Raw genomic sequence first — 20,301 nt, forward strand, 5'->3', positions numbered from 1 at the left:
CCTCGCACTCTTTACAAAGTAAGGCGTGCCAGTTGAAGTTTAACCACGGGTAGCACTTCTATTGAAGAGTAGGCTATCGAGCTAGTTTTTTATGGCTGATATTTGCCGCTGATGAAGAGAGTTCAAGGGGATTACTTTTATAACAGACGCCTGATACTCTCATAAAGCAAGACGTGTATACTCATGTGTGCTAGGGATAGGGCTAGGGGCTGCACCTTCTTGCTTCAGAGTGATTAATCTAGAATAAAACAGGTTTTCACATCAAAAATGAAAATTCAAATTGTTTAATCTCAACTGATTTTACTAAACTTAATTAATCCCAAGTGACGAAACTGAATTTGCGCGTTATATTGTCATCGATCTCATTGTAATGGATTTTCCTATGAAAGTATTAGCTAAAGGTTTTACCCTAATTGAGTTAGTGGTCGTCATCATAGTGTTAGGGATTTTAGCCGTTATCGCCGCTCCCAAATTTATTAACCTCAGCCAAGATGCTCATGACGCATCGATCAAAAGTGCTTTTGGTAGTTTTACTTCAGCTGTGAAACTGTACCACAGCTGCTGGTTAACATCGGGGAAGAGTGGTTACCAAGTGGATTTAGCTTGCTATGGCGATGGTACACTCGACTCTTCAGTAACAGGCTACCCTCTGGGGAAAGATACCTCACAGAGCGATAATGGTACAAAGCTACAGGGAGAGTATTGCAAAGAGATTTGGCAAGGCTTGCTAGATAACGATGAATATACGTTAGAAAGCCATGGCAATAACACCTTTGACAAGGGAGATGACATCATTTATTGGTACTCAGGAGGGCCGTTGAGCTCGAGTAATACCTATTGTTATTACAACTATATTGCAGATGATCGTAGCCAAGGTGTTAAAAATTGGCAATTGAAGTACTATCCTGCAACAGGAAAGACTGAAGTTGGTAAAGGTGAGCTTAGTGTAAACTAATCCCTTTAAGACAATGGCTTATAAAAGTTTTAAAATGCTCCTCTACGCAGGAGCTTTTTTATGCCATAACGCCCACCATAAATGCCAACTTACAAACTTGGCGACTTAATTTTTGACCCGTCATATACAAAACATAATTGTTTGCCATACTTTAAATATTGGCGATGATGGGGCGGTTAAATGCGAGTTGTTAGTGTTATTTGCTGTATAGCATTGTTGTTTATGACTTTTACTTCACCTGCAAATGAGCGGATGAAGAGTGCTCAAAAATTATTATATCAGCAGGTCTCTTTACTCGCCTTAGTCGAAAATAGCGACAAGTTTAATGAATATAAACAACTACTTTTTAAGTCTAGTTTATCAGTAGAACAATTGATAATCATCGAGTCTGATATTGCTCAGTTTTGGTTTCAGCGCCAAATACCCATACGAAGTGAAGAGTTAACCCAGACCAAAGATCCTTTTGTTAGAGCGATGGCAATAGAGCCTCAATTAGCAGGTTATCTTGAGCTTCAAAATCGTATTCGTCACTTGCAATGGTTAGCTGAACAGGATTGGTGGCAGCCGATTGAGCTTGACCACTTGGTTAGACCTAACCAAATGGATGCAATCGTTCCTGTGGTGCTTAGGCGGCTATGGTTACTCGGTGATGCTAAAGTTGCAGTTACCGAATCGACTCGTTTGAGCCCCGCTATTGTAGATGCTATTAAGCGGTTCCAGGGCCGTCATGGTTTGAAAGCCGATGGGATCATAGGACCTGAAACGTTAAAGTGGCTCAATGTGTCCCCTAAAAAACGAGCATCAATTTTAGCTAAAAACTTTGTAAACAGAGCCGAGTTTATGGCGCAGAGAGGCGATCGTTTCCTGGTGATTAATGTGCCTGCATTTGAAATGGAACTGTTCAATAATGGAAAAGTTGAATTAGTTTCTCGAGTAATAGTGGGCAAGCCCTACAGGCCAACACCGCTTCTCAGTAGTTCCATTTCTAATGTAGTCATTAACCCAAGCTGGCGAGTCCCTAAAAAAATTCTTTATAACGACCTATTACCTCAGGTTAGAAAAGATGGAAACTATATTGCGGAGCGTAACTTCGATGTGTATGACCGAAATAATAATTTGGTTGTAAGAACGCCCGAGCAGTGGCGTGATTTAGCTAAAGGGCCATTTCCATTTAGGTTTGTACAACGTCCTGGAAGTAATAATACACTTGGACGATACAAGTTCTACTTTCCGAATGAGTTTAGTGTTTATCTGCATGATACTTCTGATCCTAGATTGTTTCAGCGAAGTAATCGAGCCCTCTCATCAGGCTGCATACGAGTCGAGAATGTTGAGGGATTGGCAAATTGGATGGCCGCAAACTTAGTTAAAGATAAGCAAACTTGGGTTGATAGGCATGCAGATCGAAACCGGACCCAATGGTTTGCACTGAACTCAACGCTTGATGTGCATTTAGTTTATTGGACAGCTTGGATAGACGATTCCAATCAAGTGCAGTATAGAAATGATATCTATCAAATGCAGGCTGGCTCTTAGGTCACAGCCATCTGACAAGCATAGATCAACGACTTATAATGCAGTTTTTACTAATTTAGTATAATTGCTTGCTTTCTTGGAACCAACGAGGTAATTTTCTGCCAGTTGTTGGAAAAGTAGTCAGTGGTGTAAGTGTGTCAGTAGTATGTTCCTCTCGTAGACAGTTATTATTAGGTTTAGGCGGCGTAGCGATGTTTTCTATGTTGCCTTCTAAAGCACAAGCAAGTCGTTCAACCAAGGGAGTTAGAAGCCTAGGGTTTTATAATCGTCATACCGGTGAACGCGGGCAGGGAAGCTACTGGGTAGATGGTGATTATCAGAGTCAAATTTTGACTGACTTTAGTCAGATCCTTCGTGATCACCGTCAAAATGAATCCGCACCAATGGATAAGCGCTTATTTGATTTTGCTTATCAATTAAGAGAGTCATTGAGTTTTAAAGATGATCTGCATGTAATATCAGGCTATCGCTCACCGAAAACCAATGCAATGCTAGCAAAGCAGAGTAATGGCGTGGCCAAAAAAAGCTATCATATGAAAGGTATGGCGTTAGATCTTGCCCTGCCGGGTGTAAAACTTGCTCATATTCGAGAAGCGGCTATAGAGCTTAAACTTGGCGGTGTCGGATATTATCCAAACTCTGGCTTTGTTCATATCGATACTGGTCCGGTTAGGCACTGGTAATTTCGCTTGAAACAAAGTTCAATTGTGGGCGTGATAGTCTTTGTGAAGTGAAATGTTTTATGGTAGAATCCGCCCGCTTTTAGCAGGTCATGGTTGGTCGAAAATCGTGGCCGTTATTTTATATCTTTTTATTAAGTGAGTTAAATATGTCTTACACTATCGCAGCACAAGTTCGTACAGAAATCGGGAAAGGTTCGAGCCGCCGCCTACGTCATGCGAAAAAAGTTCCTGGTGTTATCTATGGTCCAGGTAAAGAAGCTATCTCTATTGTTTTTGAACACAAAGATATCATCAACATCCAAGAGAACCAAGATTTCTACACTTCTGAGCTAACTATCGCTCTAGAAGGTAAAGATGTTAAAGTTCGCGTTCAAGACATGCAACGCCACGCGTTCAAGCCAATGATTGAACACGTTGACTTCAAATTCGCTTAATTGTTAAGTTGATTTGATAAAAGCGCCTAATTAGGCGCTTTTTTTATGTCTAACTTTAGTCAAAGATTAAGCTATGGTGCTTCGGCTTTCTCTGGGCAGGAGGCGATGATGTGGGATTTACCATCATCATATTGCTCAAGTTTTACGTCAAATCCCCAAAGTCTATGCAGATGCTTAACCACTTCATGGCAAGTTTCCGCCAGCGGGATCCTAGAGTTCGGTACATATCTTAAGGTGATAGAACGATCACCAGTGACTTCTACATTCTGTACTTGAATATTAGGTTCCAAATTAGACAGGTTATACTGTTGCGATAATTTCTGCCTGATCTCTTTATATCCCTCTTCATCGTGAATAGCCGAAACACTGATGTGGTTTTTTCTATCATCATCTAAAACCGAAAAAAGCTTAAACTGCCTGATGATATTAGGCGAAAGGTACTGACTGATAAAACTTTCATCCTTAAAGTTTTCCATGGCGAAGTGTAACGTTGTCAGCCAATCACTGCCTGCTATTTCCGGAAACCACTGTCTATCTTCATCGGTTGGATTTTCACAGATCCGTCTAATATCGACAAACATATTAAAGCCTAATGCATAGGGATTAATACCGCTGTAATAGGGACTATTGTAGCTAGGTTGGGCGACCACGTTGGTGTGGCTTTGTAAAAACTCCAGCATGAAACGGTCCGTTACTAACCCCTCATCATAAAGGTGATTGAGGATGGTATAGTGCCAAAATGTTGCCCAGCCCTCATTCATTACCTGAGTTTGTTTTTGCGGATAGAAGTATTGCCCCATTTTTCTGACAATCCGCACTATCTCTCGTTGCCATGGTTCAAGTAGGGGGGCATTCTTTTCTATAAAATATAGAATATTCTCTTGTGGCTCAGACGGAAAGTGCTTTGCTTCCTCTTTTACCTCCTCCTGTGGCAGATCGGGTATGGTGCGCCAAAGCTCATTTACCTGACTCTGAAGATAAGCCTCTCTATCTTTTTGGCGCATCTTCTCCTCTTTGAAAGAGATCTCACTGGGACGTTTATACCGATCGACACCATAACTCATGAGCGCATGGCAGGAGTCGATAATTCCCTCTACTTTTTCAATGCCATAAAGCTCTTCACACTCGCTGATGTAATTTCTAGCAAATACAAGGTAGTCAATAATTGAGCTAGCATCAGTCCAAGTTTTAAACAGGTAGTTACCTTTAAAAAAACTATTATGACCGAAACTTGCATGAGCCATCACCAGTGCCTGCATGGTGATGGTGTTCTCTTCCATTAAATAGGCAATACAGGGGTCGGAGTTGATGACAATTTCATAAGCTAAGCCCATTTGCCCACGCTTATATCCCTGCTCTGTTTCAATAAAACGTTTACCAAATGACCAATGTGTGTAGCCGATGGGCATTCCAATACCTGCGTAGGCATCCATCATCTGTTCTGCGGTAATCACTTCAATTTGGTTAGGGTAGGCATCTAAACGATAAAAATCTGCCACCCGCTCAATTTCAGTAAGGTAGGTCTGTAATAAGTCGAAGTTCCAATCTGGGCCATCGTCTAATGGTGTTCTCTTGTTTGGATTTTCCATAATCGCCCCCTAAACAGCCTGCTTTTTAAATAACTCTCTAAATACTGGGTAGATGTCTTCAGCTTGTTTTATATGTTGTACGGCAATATTGCTGTGAGACTTCTGTAGATCTTCATATTCGCGCCAGAGTGTCTGATGAGCGCGATTGGTGATCTCTATGTAGCTAAAATAACGAACAACGGGCAGTAACTGCTTCTCTAAGATCTCATGACAAGAGGGGGAGTCATCTGCCCAGTTGTCGCCATCAGATGCTTGGGCCGCATAGATGTTCCACTCATTTTCGGGATAACGCTTTTGTTGAATTTCATGCATCAACTTAAGCGCACTCGATACTATGGTGCCACCAGTTTCTTGAGAATAGAAAAACTCGTGCTCATCGACCTCCTTAGCTTGGGTATGATGACGAATATACACCACCTCAAGATTCTTGTAGGTCCGTGTCAAGAATAGATAGAGTAGTATATAGAAGCGTTTTGCCATGTCTTTGGTTGCTTGATCCATGGAACCCGATACATCCATTAAGCAAAACATAACCGCTTGGCTTGACGGTACCTCGCGCTTGGCGAAGTTGTTGTAGCGAAGGTCAAAAGTATCAATAAATGGAACTTTCTTAATTCGCTGTTTAAGATCGGCTATCTCATCCTTAAGCGTAAGAATACGTTCGGCCTTAGAGCCGGGGGTATTCTCTAGTAACGCTAACTCCTCCTCAAGCGCCTTTAACTTAGCTTTCTTAGTCGAAGTCATCGCAGTTCTTCGAGCGAGTGATGAACGAAGTGAGCGCACAATATTGATATTGGCCGGTACGCCATCATTGGTAAAACCTGCACGATAGACCTGATATTCAACCAGTTTATTTAAACGATTGTTCTGGAGGTTCGGTAGTTCTAGATCTTCAAACAGAAGTTCAAGATATTCATCTTTTGAGATCTGAAATACAAAGTCATCTTGACCCTCACCAGAGTCAGAGGCTTCACCTTGACCCGCACCTTGGCCTTGACCAGATGGTGGACGCTCGATTTGGTCTCCTCGAGCAAATTTATCATTTCCCGGGTGAACTCGCTCTCGAACACCGCCATTACCTTGATGAAAGGTGGGCTCAGTGATGTCTCTGGTCGGAATACTGATCTTCTCACCCTTGTCGACATCGGTAACGCTACGATGGGTGACGGCATCACTAACGGCTTTTTTTATCTGCTTTTTATAGCGATTGATAAAGCGCTGTCGATTAACCGTGCTCTTACCCTTAGAGTTAAGCCTTCTATCAATGAAACTTGTCATGCGCACCTCCTAGCCAATTAGAAGGGGAGAAACCTCCCCTTAGGGCTTTTTACGAAGACTTTCTTACTCTCAAATACCACTCTGAAAGGAGTCTTACTTGTTTTTGGGTGTAGCCTTTTTCCATCATGCGATTGACAAAGTCGTCATGTTTACGCTGATCGTCTGTCGAAGTTTTACCGTTGAAAGAGATAACAGGTAACAGATCTTCGGTGTTAGAGAACATCTTCTTCTCGATAACGGTTCTCAGCTTTTCGTAACTGGTCCATAACGGGTTTGTACCTTCGTTGTTTGCTCTAGCACGTAATACGAAGTTAACGATTTCGTTTCTGAAGTCCTTTGGATTACTGATCCCGGCAGGCTTTTCGATTTTCTCTAGCTCAGAGTTCAACGCTGCGCGATCAAATAACTGTCCTGTTTCTGGATCGCGATACTCTTGATCCTGAATCCAGAAGTCGGCGTAGGTAACGTAGCGATCGAAAATATTTTGACCATATTCAGAGTAAGACTCTAAATAAGCTGTTTGGATCTCTTTACCGATAAACTCTACATATTTAGGGATAAGGTAGCCTTTTAAGAACTCAAGATAGCGCTCTGCAGCCTCTGATGGGAACTGCTCTTGCTCAATTTGACGTTCTAAGACATAAAAAAGGTGTACTGGATTTGCCGCAATTTCGGTGTGATCGAAGTTAAACACCCTTGAAAGGATCTTAAAGGCAAAACGGGTGGATAATCCCTGCATGCCTTCATCTACACCTGCATAATCACGGTATTCTTGATAGGATTTGGCTTTTGGATCTGTGTCTTTTAAACTCTCACCGTCATACACACGCATCTTAGAGTAAATCGATGAGTTTTCTGGAGCCACAACCCTAGATAGCACACTAAATTGTGCCAAGGTTTCCAACGTTCCTGGTGCACAAGGAGTGTTAGCTAATTCAGAGTTAGCAAGTAACTTCTGATAGATCCGTACTTCCTCTGAAATTCTGAGGCAATAAGGCACTTTGACAATATAAACACGGTCAAGAAAAGCCTCGTTGGTTTTGTTATTTCTAAAGGTTGTCCACTCAGACTCGTTGGAGTGAGCAAGGATAATACCACTAAAGGGCAGGGCGGATAGCCCCTCTGTGCCGTTATAATTACCCTCCTGTGTCGCAGTCAAAAGTGGATGTAGTACCTTAATTGGTGCCTTGAACATCTCCACAAACTCCATCAAACCTTGATTGGCACGACATAAGGCTCCTGAGTAGGAGTAAGCATCAGCGTCATGTTGGGCAAAGTGTTCGAGTTGACGGATATCGACCTTACCTACGAGTGAGGAGATGTCTTGATTGTTCTCATCGCCGGGTTCGGTTTTCGCAATGGCTAACTGATCGAGAATTGAGGGATATACCTTAACGACTTTAAATTTAGATATATCACCGCCAAACTCATGTAAGCGCTTCACCGCCCAGGGTGACATGATAGTTTTGAGATAACGCTCTGGGATCTCATATTCCTGCTTAAGAATCGCCCCGTCTTCATCGATATTAAATAGACAGAATGGATGGTCGTTTACAGGACTACGAACGCCATCGGCCGTAAGAACGTAGATTGGTACATTTTGCATTAAGGCTTTAAGTTTTTCTGCCAGCGATGACTTACCACCACCCACAGGGCCAAGCAGGTAGAGGATCTGCTTTGATTCCTCTAACCCTTGAGCTGAATGTTTTAAATATGCAACAATCTGCTCAATCGCCTCTTCCATACCGTAAAAGTCTTTAAATGCTGGGTAACGAGAAATTAGACGGTTTGAAAATAGGCGGCTGAGAACAGGATCTTTAGAAGTATCGATGAGTTCTGGTTCACCGATGGCCATTAATAAACGCTCAGCTGCCGAAGCATAGGCGCTTCTGTCTTTTTTACAGATAGCTAAAAAGTCTTCTAATGAATATTCTTCATCAAGCTTCTTTTCATAGCGCTGTTGGTAATGCTCAAATATACTCATAATCAGGCCCCCTGAAACGCAAAAATAGTCAGTTTAGAGGTGAATAAAGTGCACCTCCTACCTTTAATGTTAGACGTTAAATGAGACATGTGTTGTAAAAAACTAAATAAAAACAACAAGAAATAGTTGCATTTGCAATTATTGCACTTGATATAAAAGCCTAAGGTTTTTACAGGTCATAAAAAAGGAGCCCTAAGGCTCCCTTTAATTAATGGCGAAGTTAAATAGTTAACCTGCGAAGTTTGCGTTAACAAAATCCCAGTTAACCAACTCCCAGAAGTGCGCTAAATAGTCAGGGCGCACGTTACGATAATCGATGTAATACGCATGTTCCCATACGTCAACAGTCAAGATAGGAGTCACACTTTCGTCTGTCAGTGGTGTTGCTGCATTACTTGTATTAACAATAGCAACGCTGCCATCGGCATTCTTTACTAGCCATGTCCAAGCGCTACCGAAATTGTTAACCGCTGCATCGGTAAACTGGGTCTTAAATGCTTCAAACGAGCCAAAAGCTGCGTTGATAGCATCGGCTACTGCACCTGTGGCTTCACCACCACCATTTGGTGATAGGCAGTTCCAGTAAAAAGTGTGATTCCAAATCTGAGCTGCGTTATTGAAGATACCACCAGTAGAGGTCTTGATGATCTCTTCTAGGCTCTTCTGCTCAAGTTCAGTACCTTCAACTAAACCGTTAAGCTTTACAACGTAAGTGTTGTGATGCTTACCGTAATGGAAGTTAATTGTTTCTTCCGAGATATGTGGCTCAAGTGCGTTCTTTGCGTAAGGTAATGCTGGTAATTCAAAAGCCATTTCTGTTCTCCATTAACTCTGGTTTGTTATTTTGTGCGTTCTTGCTCACTGCGACACATTTTACCTAATAAACTTGTGAAGTGTATCATTGTTTATTCAAAAAGAGCGATTATCTTAATCGATTATTTCTATTAGTAATTGTCCCTGCAAAAAGTAGGTTTTTGTTCTGTGAAATACTGACGTACAATGGGGCGATTGTAATGATGTTTAAATCAGGAAGAAAAATGGAAACTGTAGATAAAATCAAGCAGCAAATTGCTGAAAACCCAATTATCGTTTACATGAAGGGCTCACCAAAGTTACCAAGTTGTGGTTTTTCATCTCAGGTAGCACAGCTCATGATCAACTGTGAAGAGCAGTTTGCATTTGTTGATATCCTTCAGCACCCAGATATCCGTGCTGAGCTACCAAAATACGCTAATTGGCCTACCTTTCCTCAGCTATGGGTTGAAGGTGAGTTGATTGGTGGTTGTGACATTCTGACTGAAATGTACCAAAAGGGTGAGCTACAGACGCTTATCAAAGAAACAGCGGCTAAATTTAAGACTGAAGACGATCAAGCATAAGCTTTTTTAAGTTACAAACTTTAGTTAATAAAAAGCCCCTAATGGTGATACCAATAGGGGCTTTTTAATACACAGAATAAATTATGAGGAAGGGTTAATTTTCTCTGCGATAATTTTTTCATGTGAGGCAGCATTATCCGGTAGTAATAAATTCATACCAATAGCCAAGATACCGCAAAGACTGATCCCCGTTAAGCTAAATGAGCCGATGCCAAAAGCCATTCCGCCAATACCAAATACTAATGTGACACCAACGATACTCAGATTGCGTGGCTCGTTCATATCGACGTGATTCTTAATTAGTGAGTTAAGTCCCACAGCTGCAATTGAACCAAACAGTAAGCACATGATACCGCCCATGACTGGTACCGGGATCGTCTGCAGTAGCGCACCGAGCTTGCCAACAAAAGAGAACAGAATCGCAGTAATGGCAGTCCAAGTCATCACGACAGGATTAAAGTTTTTAGTGAGCGTTACCGCCCCTGTGACTTCACTATAGGTAGTATTCGGTGGGCCACCAAATGCAGAGGCTGCTATGGTCGCAACGCCGTCACCTGCTAGTGTGCGGTGTAATCCCGGCTTTTTAAGGTAATCTTTACCGGTCACGTTTGAGATAGCGAGAATATCGCCGATGTGTTCTACTGCTGGTGCAATTGCCACTGGGATCATAAATAGAATGGCATGCCAGTTAAACTCGGGAGCGACAAAGTTTGGCATCGCGATCCACGCTGCCTCTCTAACAGGAGTAAAATCAACAATGCCATAAGCAAGGCTTAAACCATAACCTACAGAAATACCTGCAAGGATTGGCATTAGCTTTAATAGCCCTTTAGCGAAAATGGCGACAGCGATAGTGGTAAATAATGATGCAAGGGAGATAAATAGCGCGACATTCTGCTCAACGAGCACTAAGCTACCATCACCACTTTTTCCGACTGCCATATTAACGGCAACAGGGGCTAGACCCAAACCAATAACGATAATGACAGGTCCGACAACAACTGGCGGAAGCAGGCGCTTAATAAAACCGCCACCTCTGACTTTTATTACTGACGCTAAAATAACATAGACCACGCCTGCCGCCATTAAGCCGCCCATGGTTGATGGGATCCCCCAAGTTTGTACGCCATACATAATAGGCGCGATAAACGCGAAGGAAGAGGCAAGAAAGATAGGGATCTGACGTTTTGTAATCAATTGGAAAAGCAGGGTGCCAATGCCAGCGGTAAAGAGTGCGACGTTTGTATCTAAGCCCGTAAGTAGGGGCATTAATACCAGGGAGCCAAAGGCGACAAACAGCATTTGCGCTCCCTGCAAAGGCATCATTAATTTTTTCATTATTTTTCTCTTAATTTTATGTAAACCTATCAATGATAACTGCTTTTAGGTTTTATGTGTGTGACCTTGGTTGGGTAAATGAAGGGCGCTTTACGAAGGCGTGATGGTTTTTACTCGGCCTAAAGCATAAAAGATGTGGTACAATTTTGCCTATTGAGTCGTCCTTGAATCTTAAACATGTTGAAATTCATATTAGGTATTTTTGTTATTTTTCCCTTTCTTGCGAGTCTATCTGCATCTGTACATGCTGCAGATGTCAGTTCGCTTGATGAAGCCGCAGTCTCTATTGAATCAAGAGCTACAACACTGAGAAGTGAGGGAATCAAGCAGGCCTTTGAGGCTGTAATTTTGAAAAACTCTGGCACACAGGCGGCCTTAATCAATCCTGTAGTTCAAAAACAGTTAAAGAGTGCTAGCTCGTTAATGACTCAGTATGGTTATTTTGAAGATGCCGGTGAGTTGTATCTGAAGGTGAATTTTGACCATAAACGCATTATTCGACTACTAAGGGATGCGGGTTTACCTGTATGGGGTAAACAGCGTCCATTAACCCTAGTTTGGCTGGTTATTAATGAAAATGGCGAACGCGAAATATTAAGTGACGGCGCGATTTCTTCTAGCCGCAACACATTTGATTCTCAGTCAACGAGCCGCGCAGTTCCCTTGTTGTTTCCTTTGATGGATCTTGATGACTCGATGAAGGTGGGGGTGAACGATGTTAGGGGACGTTTTACTGACAACATTGCCAATGCCTCGCTAAGGTATAAGGCAAATTATTTTTTAATTGCCACAATCGAACCTCAAGGAGCTGTGTACCAGTATCAGATGGGACTGTATCCAAGAGACAAAGATCCGCAAGCGCTGCAGATGACATCGCTTATTACCAGTAGTGGTGAAGCGGCGACCGTTGAAGATGCTGTTACCGCGATAGTGGCTGCAACCAGTGAATATTATGTTGGCCAGTACGCGATTGCCGATTCGGGTGAGCGTAATACCACAAAAATTGCTTTTGTTGATGTGACGGATATCAAGCAGCTTGTGGCAATTGAGCGATTCCTTGCTCAACTAAGTGCGATTAAGTCAGCCAGTATAGCCAGTATTCAAGGACAAACAGTTGAGTTTAATTTAGCTCTATTTGGCGATGAAGCCGATCTACATAGACTGATGTCTCTCGACCCTCAAGTGGGGGCGATTGAGTCAAATAATCAACAAAACCTTGATTACTCGTCGGTAGAAGCGGTAGAAGCACCCCAGAAAGAGACACAGATCTATTATTGGAAAGGGCAATAGCTCCCAATCATGAGACACACATGCTACCATGTGTGTCTAATATAGAAATATTGCGTCCTTGAGAAGTACCTGAGTGAAGTTAAACTCTCCTTTACAATTATCACTGCCAGTTCATCTACCAGATGATGAAACTTTCAATAGTTATTACCCTGCAGCGGGTAACGATGAGCTTATCCAAAGTTTACAAGATTGTGCTGAAGGCAAGTCAGATGGTGCTGTATTTTTGTGGGGGCCTGAAAAATCAGGGCGAACCCATCTTATGCATGCTGCCTGTGCTCACGCCAACGACCTCGGGCGAAGTAGTTTCTATATTCCCCTTGGGATCCATGCAAGTATCTCTACAGCTTTATTAGAAGGTTTAGAAAAACTGGATTTAGTCTGTATCGATGATGTTGACGCAATAGCAGGCCACCCTCTGTGGGAAGAAGCAATATTTGATTTGTATAATCGAATTTCAGAACAGAAAACCTGTGCGCTAGTCGTAAGTGCAAGTGTTTCACCTAGTGACAGTGGTTTTTCACTACCAGATCTCGTGTCTCGTATGCAGTGGGGACTCAATTATCAGCTGCAGCCTATGGCTGATGATGAAAAGCTAGCTGCACTGCAGCGTAGAGCGGCTATGCGTGGCCTGCAACTTCCTGAAGATGTTGGACGTTTCCTACTGAATCGTTTAGCTCGAGATTTAAGAACTTTATTTGATGTACTAGATAGACTAGATAAGGCCTCTATGGTACATCAGCGAAAACTGACCATCCCTTTTGTTAAGGAGATGTTGCGACTCTAGCTGCGTGATTTCGTTAAATAAACAAGCCCAGATAATAGTCATTATCTGGGCTTTCTGTTTTCAGTGTTTATTTCGTCTTTAATCGACAGGCCTTACATGTCTATCTCCACTTAATCGTAGCTCTGGAGAGGAATTTGCTTTAGGTGCAACTCTATAAAGCTGTGGGCTATTAACTGGAGAGATGGTTAAGTTATCTGACCAAGACTGCCCCTGTTTCATCTCTATCGGAGTCGGCAAATCACTAACCAAAGAGAGCCCATTAAGTTCAGGCATCATCTGGTCAATGACAAATGCGGCTCGGCTCTCAAGTTTTATATCACCAATTCTTCCACGCTGGCCCCAGTCAACGGTAATGCTACTCGCTGTCGGATTATCAGGCTTATCGGTAACAGCGACGTCTCGTTGTATGGCGTATCTGTGGCTCATCAAGGCTTCTTCGAATAACATTGCCGCATCTTCACGTCTAGTTGAGTAGGCATAGTAATCTGTGGCGCGGTCAGGCGAAAAGAAGCTGCTGATATCACTAGCAATGTAGGATTTTTGAGTGTCATTAGCCGTTTCACCTTTAAAGCTGACTTCAGCTAAATTGACCATTTCTTGGCTTGCTAAGGGATAAAGCTCAATGAGCTGATCGGAAACCAGTTGTTCTGCATCGCTTCGGCGAAGGTAGTCATCAAGCAGTGTTGGCCCAGACAAACTAGCATGTACGCTTCGCGGGAAAAAATCATTTGCGTGTGCAAGTTCATGGTAGAGAAGCGATGCGAGATCTGGCATCAGCTCTTGAGGTGTACGGTCGGTACGGACGCTTCTTGGCACAACATAAGAGGTGTAGCTGTTATTCTTAACATATCGCCAGGGCATCAAAAAATTCAAATCATTGCCAAAACCACTGCGATAATCAGGAGCTTCATTGATGGTGTCGCGCTCCTCTGCTAATAGCCATAGATCGTTTGGATCTAAGTAGATGGCCCCAGTAAGAACCCAATAAAAAGAGGGACGCACATCATAACTAATCACAATAGCCGTGACAGATTGTAACAGGGTGGCGAAATCGCTGTTGGGATCAAGGTTTTCAAGGAAGTACTCAAAGTTCTGCCCCATCCACTGATGGGATACTAACACTCTGTCCAATATTGCTTGCTTGTCGATACTGGCTTGCTGACCGATTAACGGCAGACGGGCTATAGTGCAACTTTGCTGAAGCTGATTGGAATATACACACGCCTGTAGGTCATTTTTATATGGAGAGTTATCCTTATAGGCGAAGGTTTTTGCCACTCTTTCATCAAAATACTGGGAGGTGATGGCGTCCTCTTTAGTGATCAGCAACTGTACATCATCGGTAACTGACTGACCGTCGATAACAGCCGAGACTCTTAGAGTGGATAGGGTGTCCTCTGCGACACTCGGGGCGGTGAATAAAGCGATTTCCGGACTGCTAATATCAACATTAAGATCCGGGCCTGCAGCCACACACCAACTAATTTGTGAAGGCGTGTTGACATCTGGGGTATCGATTCTAAAGCTAACAGAATTGCCTTCACTGGCTTGGTGATCTACTCGTATGGCAAGTTGAGCTGAATTTGCTGCATCTATGCTTATCTCTATTGATTCTGTATAAGATGCTTGGCTGCTGACTGCTGTTAATTCAAACTTGTAGTTACCACTTTCACTGGCTGTAAAAGCCAAAACCGGACTTTTATTGCTGATTAAAATGAGATTCGGGCCGCTGGTTTGAGTCCAATTGTACTGATAGTCCGAGACATTTTTACCTTTGATAGTTGCGATGACGGCTGCGGGTTGGCCCGCTTTGTAATGTGCCTCAGTAATAAACATAAGATCGGAAGAGGTGCTGATTTGATTGTGCTGAGATTGTGCGTCACAACGCACTAAACCATCGGGCACAACCGGCGGGGGAGTCACTATACCGCCACTGGAGTTATCGCCACTTCCACCGCAGGCTGTTAATCCGAGGGCACTTATCAATAGGTAACTTAAGGATCGTTGCATAAATTTATCCTTTATTTTTATTGTTTTTATTGCAGGTTAAGTAGGCAATATAGCACGGCAATTGTTGCACAAACAAAGGATAGTTTAATGATTTGTTAGGGTTTTGGCGTGAAATCGCGATATGACAATCGGAAAATCGAAGACGAGTCAAAGCCCGTCTTCATTAATGAATGGGTTAGCTTTTCTTTTTCTTTAAGCCAAGGCCGAGTTCACGGCCGCGGATCCGTGCATAAAAAGGAAAGCCAATGAGTAGGCAAGCTATCAGCAAGCACTCAATGATCGCGAATAGGGTGTCAGTTTCGGTCACATAGACTAAGGTCAGTCCATGTAACATATAAAGGCACAAGATAAAACTAGCCCAGGCATAGGTGTAGGGTTTGCCAGTTAAGATCCCTTTTAGAGGGAGCAATAGCGGTACTAGCCAGAGTAGACTAAATAGCATCGAATATTCGCCAGTTAGCCCTTGGCGTATGAACCATGCCCCTAACAACATGACCAATGCCACATAACCCGTGCGGCAGAGCTTAAATAGGGTGGTTGAGTTCATGGTAGGCCTCACTTATAAAATAGAGAGTACATTTTCTGGAGGTCGGCCAATCGCGGCCTTGTTATTTGCTAATACAATTGGACGCTCAATAAGTTTTGGCGTCGTGAGCATAGCTTGGATTAATTGCTCATCGGTTAGCGATGAATCGGCTAAAGCTAACTCTTTATACTCGGTTTCTTTGACTCGCATCAGTGCTCGTGGGCTAATATCGAGTTTTGTTAAAATATCGGTAAGTTCAGCAGAGGAAACAGGGGTTTTTAAATATTCTACGATATGAATGTTACAGTTATTCTCTTCTAATAAGGCAAGAGTTTGGCGGCTTTTGGAACATCTTGGATTGTGATAAATAGTAACGTTTGTCATATGCTTTTTATTGTTATTGAAAATTGTGACCATGATACTTTATTTTGTGATCATAGTCACAATCAAACTGGCGCTATTGTAATTGTTCTATGGCTCGTTCAGCCTGTCTAAACTGTCTTATCCGCGCTTCAATTCTCGCAAGTTGTAGCGCATCACCTTTTGAAGCCTTGTAAGCAAAATTGAGCTGGTCAATAGCGGTCTTATAATCGGCTACCAGTGCCAGCGACTCCGCTTTGACGAAGTGTTCCATCGCCTTGTTACCATTTTTCTTGTACGCTTCATTCAATAAGAAGTAGGGTAGCTGGTTTTGTTTATCGAGAAAGATTAGATCTTCAAGCAGAGGAATTGCTTTGCTGACTTGATTATCTTCAATGTAGACGTTTGCAAGGTTGGTATTAATCACTTGAGAAGTCGGTTTCAACTGCTTTTCAGTTAATAACAGTGTAATCGCTTCCTTCTGTGCGCCTCTTTGACTAAGCAGATCGGTTTTAGTATCGATAAAAAATAGGTTATTGGGACTCTTAGCTAATAGTTCATCGATAATTTTTTCTGATTCGTCATATTTCTTTAATCTAAACAATGCCAAAGCCTTACCATACTGTGCTGCACTCTTAAATGTATAGCGATGATGCTTTAACTGTTTATCAAAGATGGAAAGCGCTGCTTGCTCGCTGTAACCAGAAAACCTGACTTGAATTCGTGCTTTCGCAAGCTGAAAATTAAGGTTATCTGGGATCTGCCGATGAGGATATTGCTCGGCTCTAATTCGAGCCTCTGAGATCCGTGATTCCGGCAAGGGGTGAGTCAGTAGCATTTGTGGTGGTTTAGTGGTGAAGCGATATCGAGTTGCAAGCTTTCCGAAAAAGTCCGAGGCTCCGTTGGGGTCAAACCCTGCATCAACCATGACCTGCATCCCTATACGGTCAGCTTCTTTCTCATGTAAGCGAGTGTAGTTAATCTTTGACTGCGTCGCTAGAGCTTGAGTCGTTGCTAATGCAGCCATACCAGCTTGAGGGGATGCAATCGTTAGCAGGATAGCGCCGAGCATACCTGCAATAGTCGCTGGAGACGTTTTTTGCTGCGCCTCAATTGAGCGTGCTAGGTGGCGCTGGGTAACGTGAGTGATCTCGTGACCTAGGACTGAGGCCAACTCACTTTCAGTATCTGCATTGAGAAATAAGCCTGTATGAACTCCGACATGTCCACCGAAAAAAGCAAATGCGTTGATCTCATCGTTTCTTAATAAGAAAAAATAGAATGGTGTTTTTACACCAGTTGCATGAGCGACCAGTTTATTACCTAGCTCTGTTAGGTATTGGTTTAACACAGGATCATTAAGCATTGGAGCTGAGCCGCGGATCACCCGCATATAGGCATCACCGACTTCAGTCTCTTTTTCCAAACTGAAAGTATTAACAGCTGCAGTGCCTAAGTCAGGTAAGTCATTATTGGCATAAGTGACTGCTGAGCTTGTACATAAAATAAAAGACAGGGCACCAGCGATAATGGATTGTGATAAAGTTGATTTACTCAAGCGGATCCTTAATTTGGGCTATGCTTCTGTTATTAGCAATTCACAATGCTTGCTTGTGGTTTGCGTTGCTTATTAGGATAATGGTCTTAGATTGGATATAGCAAGTTCATTATGATTATTATTGATTTAACGCCATATCGTTGTCCGTTACCGCTAGTTAAAGTCAAGCTTGCTCTCAAGCAACTTTCTGCGGGCGACTGCATTCGTGTTGTATTATCTGACCCTGGTTCTAGGCAAGATGTTCCCCGTTATCTTAAAAAAGCGGGATATTGTCATACAGTCGAGCAAGATAATGACGCCATTTTGTCTATAACAGTGTCTAAGTAAAAGAGAGTTTATACAATTTTACATTGAGTGAAATATCATTTTAACGATGGCTGCAAGGAGTCACTCAGTCGTCTAGCTAGGGAGTATGAATGTTATCTGTTTTAAGCCGTTGGTATAAAGAACGTTTTAGTGATCCACAAGCTGTAACCTTAGTACTCATTTTAGTGGGCTTTGCGCTCGCGATATATTTTGCCGGTGGCTTATTAGCCCCATTACTGATTGCACTGGTATTGGCATTTCTCCTTGAGTGGCCCGTTGCTCAGATGGCCCGAATCGGGATCAATAGACCTACAGCCGCTTCTTTAGTTCTTGTTCTGTTTATCGGTTTAATGCTGTTAATTAGTTTTGGTCTCGTACCGAGTATTTGGCGTCAGGGTGTAAACTTGATGGCAGATTTACCGAGCATGATCGATAAAGGCCTGAATACCGTCCAACTCTATATTAATCGATATCCCCAGTTTGTTAATCCAAGTCAGCTAGACACCATGGTTGCAGAACTTAAGAAGCTGTTAGATACCCAGCATCTGCTGGATATAGGTAAGCAACTTTTGGGATACTCTGCATCACTATTAGTGCTGATGGTGTATGCGATATTAATCCCTTTATTAGTGTTTTTCTTTTTAAAAGATAAAGATGAACTGATAAAAGGCAGTAAGCGTTTCTTTCCTACCAATCGTGATTTAGCGCGTAAGGTCTGGAATGAGATGAATCAACAGATTTTTAATTACATTCGCGGAAAAGTCATCGAGATTGTTATCATCGGCGTGGTCAGTTATATCTTCTTTGCCGTAATGGATCTGCGTTATGCCGCCTTACTTGGCGTGTTGACTGGACTGTCGGTACTTATTCCTTATGTCGGCGCAACATTAGTGACTCTCCCTATCGCTTTAGTCGCATTTGTGCAGTGGGGAATTAGTCCTGAGTTTGGCTATCTAATGGTGGGCTATGGGATTATTCAAGCCTTAGACGGTAACGTATTAGTCCCGATTTTATTCTCAGATGCTGTCGATCTACACCCGGTATTTATTATTGCTGCGGTGCTGATATTTGGCGGTTTATGGGGCGTTTGGGGGGTATTCTTTGCGATTCCGCTCGCCTCGTTAGTCAAGGCTGTCATCAATGCTTGGCCTGTACCGATTCAAATTGATGAGAATCAAGATGAGTCTCAGACCGGTGAAAGAGTATTACATGACAGCAAATAGCATCGTATTTGCTAGATAAAGGGGCTAAGGCCCCTTTTTTAATGAGGCAACTTATATGAAGCCGATTTAGGTCAGTAGCAGTTCTTTGGCACTCGTGGCTAATGCACGGTAAATGATGCTAGTTTGCTTCGCCTTAATGTTCCAATGTTGCCAATATAGTGGTACCTGCATGCGTTTATGGGGAAAAATTTCTATCAGCTCGCCTTTCTCGAGTAGGGGTTTAGCCTGTAAGTGGGCCACTAAGCCATAACCCAGTCCCATTCTTATGGCTTCAAGAAAACTCTCGGAAGAGGGAATTTTGTGTTCCCGCCAACTCTTGTCATTGATATCAAAGTAAAAGCTTAAGAACTTGTCGTGAAGTTTATCTTTAGTTGAAAACACTACCGCAGGAGCATGCGCAATGTCATCAGTAGCCAGATCAGATTGAAAATACTGCTCGATAAATGCTGGTGTTGCGACACATTGATACTCCATATTGCCAAGGTATTCACTGCTACACCCTGATAGGGCAAGCTGTGTGGTCGTTACACATCCAACAGCTTCACCATTTTTTAAAAGGTGATGTGTGTAAGCCTCATCATCAACAACGAGTTCTAATAACCATTTATGATATTTAAATGTCTCGGTTAATGCAGGAAGAAACCATGTCGCGAGGCTATCGGCATTAACCGCAATTCTAACTATGGTTGGAAGCGAGGGGTCGTCCACATCCATTTCAGAGCGAAGCTCACTCTCGAGCAGTTGTACTTGAGCATAATGTCTGAGTAGTCGTTTACCCGTTTCCGTAGCGACAACTGGGTTTGACCTAACGAGTAGGGCTTGTCCTACTTTATCTTCAAGCTGTTTGATCCGCTGTGATACTGCTGATTGACTGATATACAGATGTTGTGCTGCTTTATCAAATCCACCTTGAGACACGACAATTGACAAGGCTTTAAGGTGGGCGTAATCAAACATCTGTAGCTCCTTAGAATAAGTCTCAATCGAGATAAGTTTTACTTATACATTATTAAATTTATTAGTTGTACTTATTTTTTGCTCAGCATTATTCTTGCGCTATTAAAATTT

Annotated in this window: 19 protein-coding genes; 9 read left to right on the forward strand and 10 right to left on the reverse strand. The window is 42.6% G+C overall.

Annotated elements, in window-relative coordinates; all coding sequences use genetic code 11:
* Positions 1 to 382: 382 nt before the first annotated feature.
* From JMA39_RS11630 to rplY, 4 genes are all read left to right on the forward strand, one after another.
* On the forward strand, positions 383 to 955 hold the full coding sequence (locus JMA39_RS11630; protein WP_202722033.1) for a type II secretion system protein: 573 nt from the start codon (positions 383 to 385) through the stop codon (positions 953 to 955).
* Positions 956 to 1,177: 222 nt separating this feature from the next.
* Positions 1,178 to 2,491 carry a L,D-transpeptidase family protein gene (locus tag JMA39_RS11635; protein ID WP_237732795.1) on the forward strand — a complete coding sequence of 438 codons (1,314 nt, stop codon included), beginning with the start codon at positions 1,178 to 1,180 and terminating at the stop codon, positions 2,489 to 2,491.
* 191 nt (positions 2,492 to 2,682) lie between these two features.
* Positions 2,683 to 3,174 (forward strand): DUF882 domain-containing protein, encoded by a 492-nt coding sequence (locus JMA39_RS11640; protein ID WP_237732811.1) that lies wholly within the window; start codon positions 2,683 to 2,685, stop codon positions 3,172 to 3,174.
* 146 nt (positions 3,175 to 3,320) lie between these two features.
* Positions 3,321 to 3,608 carry a 50S ribosomal protein L25 gene (gene rplY, locus JMA39_RS11645; RefSeq protein ID WP_202722036.1) on the forward strand — a complete coding sequence of 96 codons (288 nt, stop codon included), beginning with the start codon at positions 3,321 to 3,323 and terminating at the stop codon, positions 3,606 to 3,608.
* 71 nt (positions 3,609 to 3,679) lie between these two features.
* Here the strand turns inward: rplY and JMA39_RS11650 are convergent, their stop codons facing one another.
* The 4 genes from JMA39_RS11650 to sodB form a co-directional block, all read right to left on the reverse strand.
* Positions 3,680 to 5,197, reverse strand: a complete 1,518-nt coding sequence (locus tag JMA39_RS11650) for a SpoVR family protein (RefSeq protein WP_202722037.1) — start codon at positions 5,195 to 5,197, stop codon at positions 3,680 to 3,682.
* Positions 5,198 to 5,206: 9 nt separating this feature from the next.
* Positions 5,207 to 6,475: a YeaH/YhbH family protein gene (locus tag JMA39_RS11655; protein ID WP_202722038.1), complete on the reverse strand. Its 1,269-nt coding sequence runs from the start codon at positions 6,473 to 6,475 to the stop codon at positions 5,207 to 5,209.
* Between the two features lie 49 nt (positions 6,476 to 6,524).
* Positions 6,525 to 8,459 (reverse strand): PrkA family serine protein kinase, encoded by a 1,935-nt coding sequence (locus tag JMA39_RS11660; protein ID WP_202722039.1) that lies wholly within the window; start codon positions 8,457 to 8,459, stop codon positions 6,525 to 6,527.
* 228 nt (positions 8,460 to 8,687) lie between these two features.
* A complete protein-coding gene (gene sodB / locus JMA39_RS11665; RefSeq protein WP_202722040.1) occupies positions 8,688 to 9,272 on the reverse strand; it encodes a superoxide dismutase [Fe] in 585 nt (194 codons plus the stop codon).
* Between the two features lie 224 nt (positions 9,273 to 9,496).
* Between sodB and JMA39_RS11670 the strand changes: the two genes are divergently transcribed.
* Positions 9,497 to 9,838 carry a Grx4 family monothiol glutaredoxin gene (locus tag JMA39_RS11670; RefSeq protein ID WP_202722041.1) on the forward strand — a complete coding sequence of 114 codons (342 nt, stop codon included), beginning with the start codon at positions 9,497 to 9,499 and terminating at the stop codon, positions 9,836 to 9,838.
* Between the two features lie 81 nt (positions 9,839 to 9,919).
* On the opposite strand, the gene JMA39_RS11675 is transcribed toward JMA39_RS11670, so the two are convergent.
* Complete coding sequence (locus JMA39_RS11675; RefSeq protein WP_202722042.1) at positions 9,920 to 11,176, reverse strand: uracil-xanthine permease family protein; 1,257 nt, start codon at positions 11,174 to 11,176, stop codon at positions 9,920 to 9,922.
* Positions 11,177 to 11,353: 177 nt separating this feature from the next.
* Here JMA39_RS11675 and JMA39_RS11680 point away from each other — a divergent pair, with 177 nt between their 5' ends.
* Both JMA39_RS11680 and hda read left to right on the forward strand, forming a co-directional pair.
* Positions 11,354 to 12,466: a DUF2066 domain-containing protein gene (locus JMA39_RS11680; protein ID WP_202722043.1), complete on the forward strand. Its 1,113-nt coding sequence runs from the start codon at positions 11,354 to 11,356 to the stop codon at positions 12,464 to 12,466.
* 73 nt (positions 12,467 to 12,539) lie between these two features.
* Positions 12,540 to 13,250 (forward strand): DnaA inactivator Hda, encoded by a 711-nt coding sequence (gene hda / locus JMA39_RS11685; protein WP_202722044.1) that lies wholly within the window; start codon positions 12,540 to 12,542, stop codon positions 13,248 to 13,250.
* Positions 13,251 to 13,328: 78 nt separating this feature from the next.
* Here the strand turns inward: hda and JMA39_RS11690 are convergent, their stop codons facing one another.
* The 4 genes from JMA39_RS11690 to bepA form a co-directional block, all read right to left on the reverse strand.
* Positions 13,329 to 15,260 (reverse strand): PKD domain-containing protein, encoded by a 1,932-nt coding sequence (locus JMA39_RS11690; protein WP_202722045.1) that lies wholly within the window; start codon positions 15,258 to 15,260, stop codon positions 13,329 to 13,331.
* 175 nt (positions 15,261 to 15,435) lie between these two features.
* On the reverse strand, positions 15,436 to 15,807 hold the full coding sequence (locus JMA39_RS11695; protein ID WP_202722046.1) for a DUF2069 domain-containing protein: 372 nt from the start codon (positions 15,805 to 15,807) through the stop codon (positions 15,436 to 15,438).
* A gap of 12 nt (positions 15,808 to 15,819) precedes the next feature.
* Complete coding sequence (gene arsC, locus JMA39_RS11700) at positions 15,820 to 16,170, reverse strand: arsenate reductase (glutaredoxin) (protein WP_202722047.1); 351 nt, start codon at positions 16,168 to 16,170, stop codon at positions 15,820 to 15,822.
* Between the two features lie 73 nt (positions 16,171 to 16,243).
* Entirely contained in the window at positions 16,244 to 17,704 is a 1,461-nt protein-coding gene (gene bepA / locus JMA39_RS11705; protein ID WP_202722048.1) for a beta-barrel assembly-enhancing protease, read from the reverse strand.
* Between the two features lie 111 nt (positions 17,705 to 17,815).
* Between bepA and JMA39_RS11710 the strand changes: the two genes are divergently transcribed.
* Both JMA39_RS11710 and JMA39_RS11715 read left to right on the forward strand, forming a co-directional pair.
* On the forward strand, positions 17,816 to 18,031 hold the full coding sequence (locus JMA39_RS11710) for a sulfurtransferase TusA family protein (RefSeq protein WP_202722049.1): 216 nt from the start codon (positions 17,816 to 17,818) through the stop codon (positions 18,029 to 18,031).
* An 89-nt stretch (positions 18,032 to 18,120) separates the two neighbouring features.
* Positions 18,121 to 19,233, forward strand: a complete 1,113-nt coding sequence (locus JMA39_RS11715; RefSeq protein ID WP_202722050.1) for an AI-2E family transporter — start codon at positions 18,121 to 18,123, stop codon at positions 19,231 to 19,233.
* Between the two features lie 66 nt (positions 19,234 to 19,299).
* On the opposite strand, the gene JMA39_RS11720 is transcribed toward JMA39_RS11715, so the two are convergent.
* Positions 19,300 to 20,190, reverse strand: a complete 891-nt coding sequence (locus JMA39_RS11720) for a LysR family transcriptional regulator ArgP (RefSeq protein WP_202722051.1) — start codon at positions 20,188 to 20,190, stop codon at positions 19,300 to 19,302.
* Positions 20,191 to 20,301: the final 111 nt, after the last annotated feature.

This window comes from Shewanella schlegeliana (assembly GCF_016765635.1).
In the GTDB taxonomy this organism is placed as follows: Bacteria; Pseudomonadota; Gammaproteobacteria; order Enterobacterales; family Shewanellaceae; genus Shewanella; species Shewanella schlegeliana.

Bases quoted from the DNA above. Each gene is read 5' to 3' on its own strand.
- rplY (WP_202722036.1), top strand. From the start codon at position 3,321: ATGTCTTACACTATCGCAGCACAAGTTCGTACAGAAATCGGGAAAGGT.
- JMA39_RS11680 (WP_202722043.1), top strand. From the start codon at position 11,354: ATGTTGAAATTCATATTAGGTATTTTTGTTATTTTTCCCTTTCTTGCG.
- JMA39_RS11720 (WP_202722051.1), bottom strand. From the start codon at position 20,190: ATGTTTGATTACGCCCACCTTAAAGCCTTGTCAATTGTCGTGTCTCAA.
- JMA39_RS11660 (WP_202722039.1), bottom strand. From the start codon at position 8,459: ATGAGTATATTTGAGCATTACCAACAGCGCTATGAAAAGAAGCTTGAT.
- sodB (WP_202722040.1), bottom strand. From the start codon at position 9,272: ATGGCTTTTGAATTACCAGCATTACCTTACGCAAAGAACGCACTTGAG.
- JMA39_RS11715 (WP_202722050.1), top strand. From the start codon at position 18,121: ATGTTATCTGTTTTAAGCCGTTGGTATAAAGAACGTTTTAGTGATCCA.
- JMA39_RS11695 (WP_202722046.1), bottom strand. From the start codon at position 15,807: ATGAACTCAACCACCCTATTTAAGCTCTGCCGCACGGGTTATGTGGCA.
- JMA39_RS11650 (WP_202722037.1), bottom strand. From the start codon at position 5,197: ATGGAAAATCCAAACAAGAGAACACCATTAGACGATGGCCCAGATTGG.
- JMA39_RS11655 (WP_202722038.1), bottom strand. From the start codon at position 6,475: ATGACAAGTTTCATTGATAGAAGGCTTAACTCTAAGGGTAAGAGCACG.
- JMA39_RS11630 (WP_202722033.1), top strand. From the start codon at position 383: ATGAAAGTATTAGCTAAAGGTTTTACCCTAATTGAGTTAGTGGTCGTC.
- arsC (WP_202722047.1), bottom strand. From the start codon at position 16,170: ATGACAAACGTTACTATTTATCACAATCCAAGATGTTCCAAAAGCCGC.
- JMA39_RS11675 (WP_202722042.1), bottom strand. From the start codon at position 11,176: ATGAAAAAATTAATGATGCCTTTGCAGGGAGCGCAAATGCTGTTTGTC.
- JMA39_RS11690 (WP_202722045.1), bottom strand. From the start codon at position 15,260: ATGCAACGATCCTTAAGTTACCTATTGATAAGTGCCCTCGGATTAACA.
- JMA39_RS11635 (WP_237732795.1), top strand. From the start codon at position 1,178: ATGACTTTTACTTCACCTGCAAATGAGCGGATGAAGAGTGCTCAAAAA.
- JMA39_RS11710 (WP_202722049.1), top strand. From the start codon at position 17,816: ATGATTATTATTGATTTAACGCCATATCGTTGTCCGTTACCGCTAGTT.
- JMA39_RS11670 (WP_202722041.1), top strand. From the start codon at position 9,497: ATGGAAACTGTAGATAAAATCAAGCAGCAAATTGCTGAAAACCCAATT.
- JMA39_RS11640 (WP_237732811.1), top strand. From the start codon at position 2,683: ATGTTTTCTATGTTGCCTTCTAAAGCACAAGCAAGTCGTTCAACCAAG.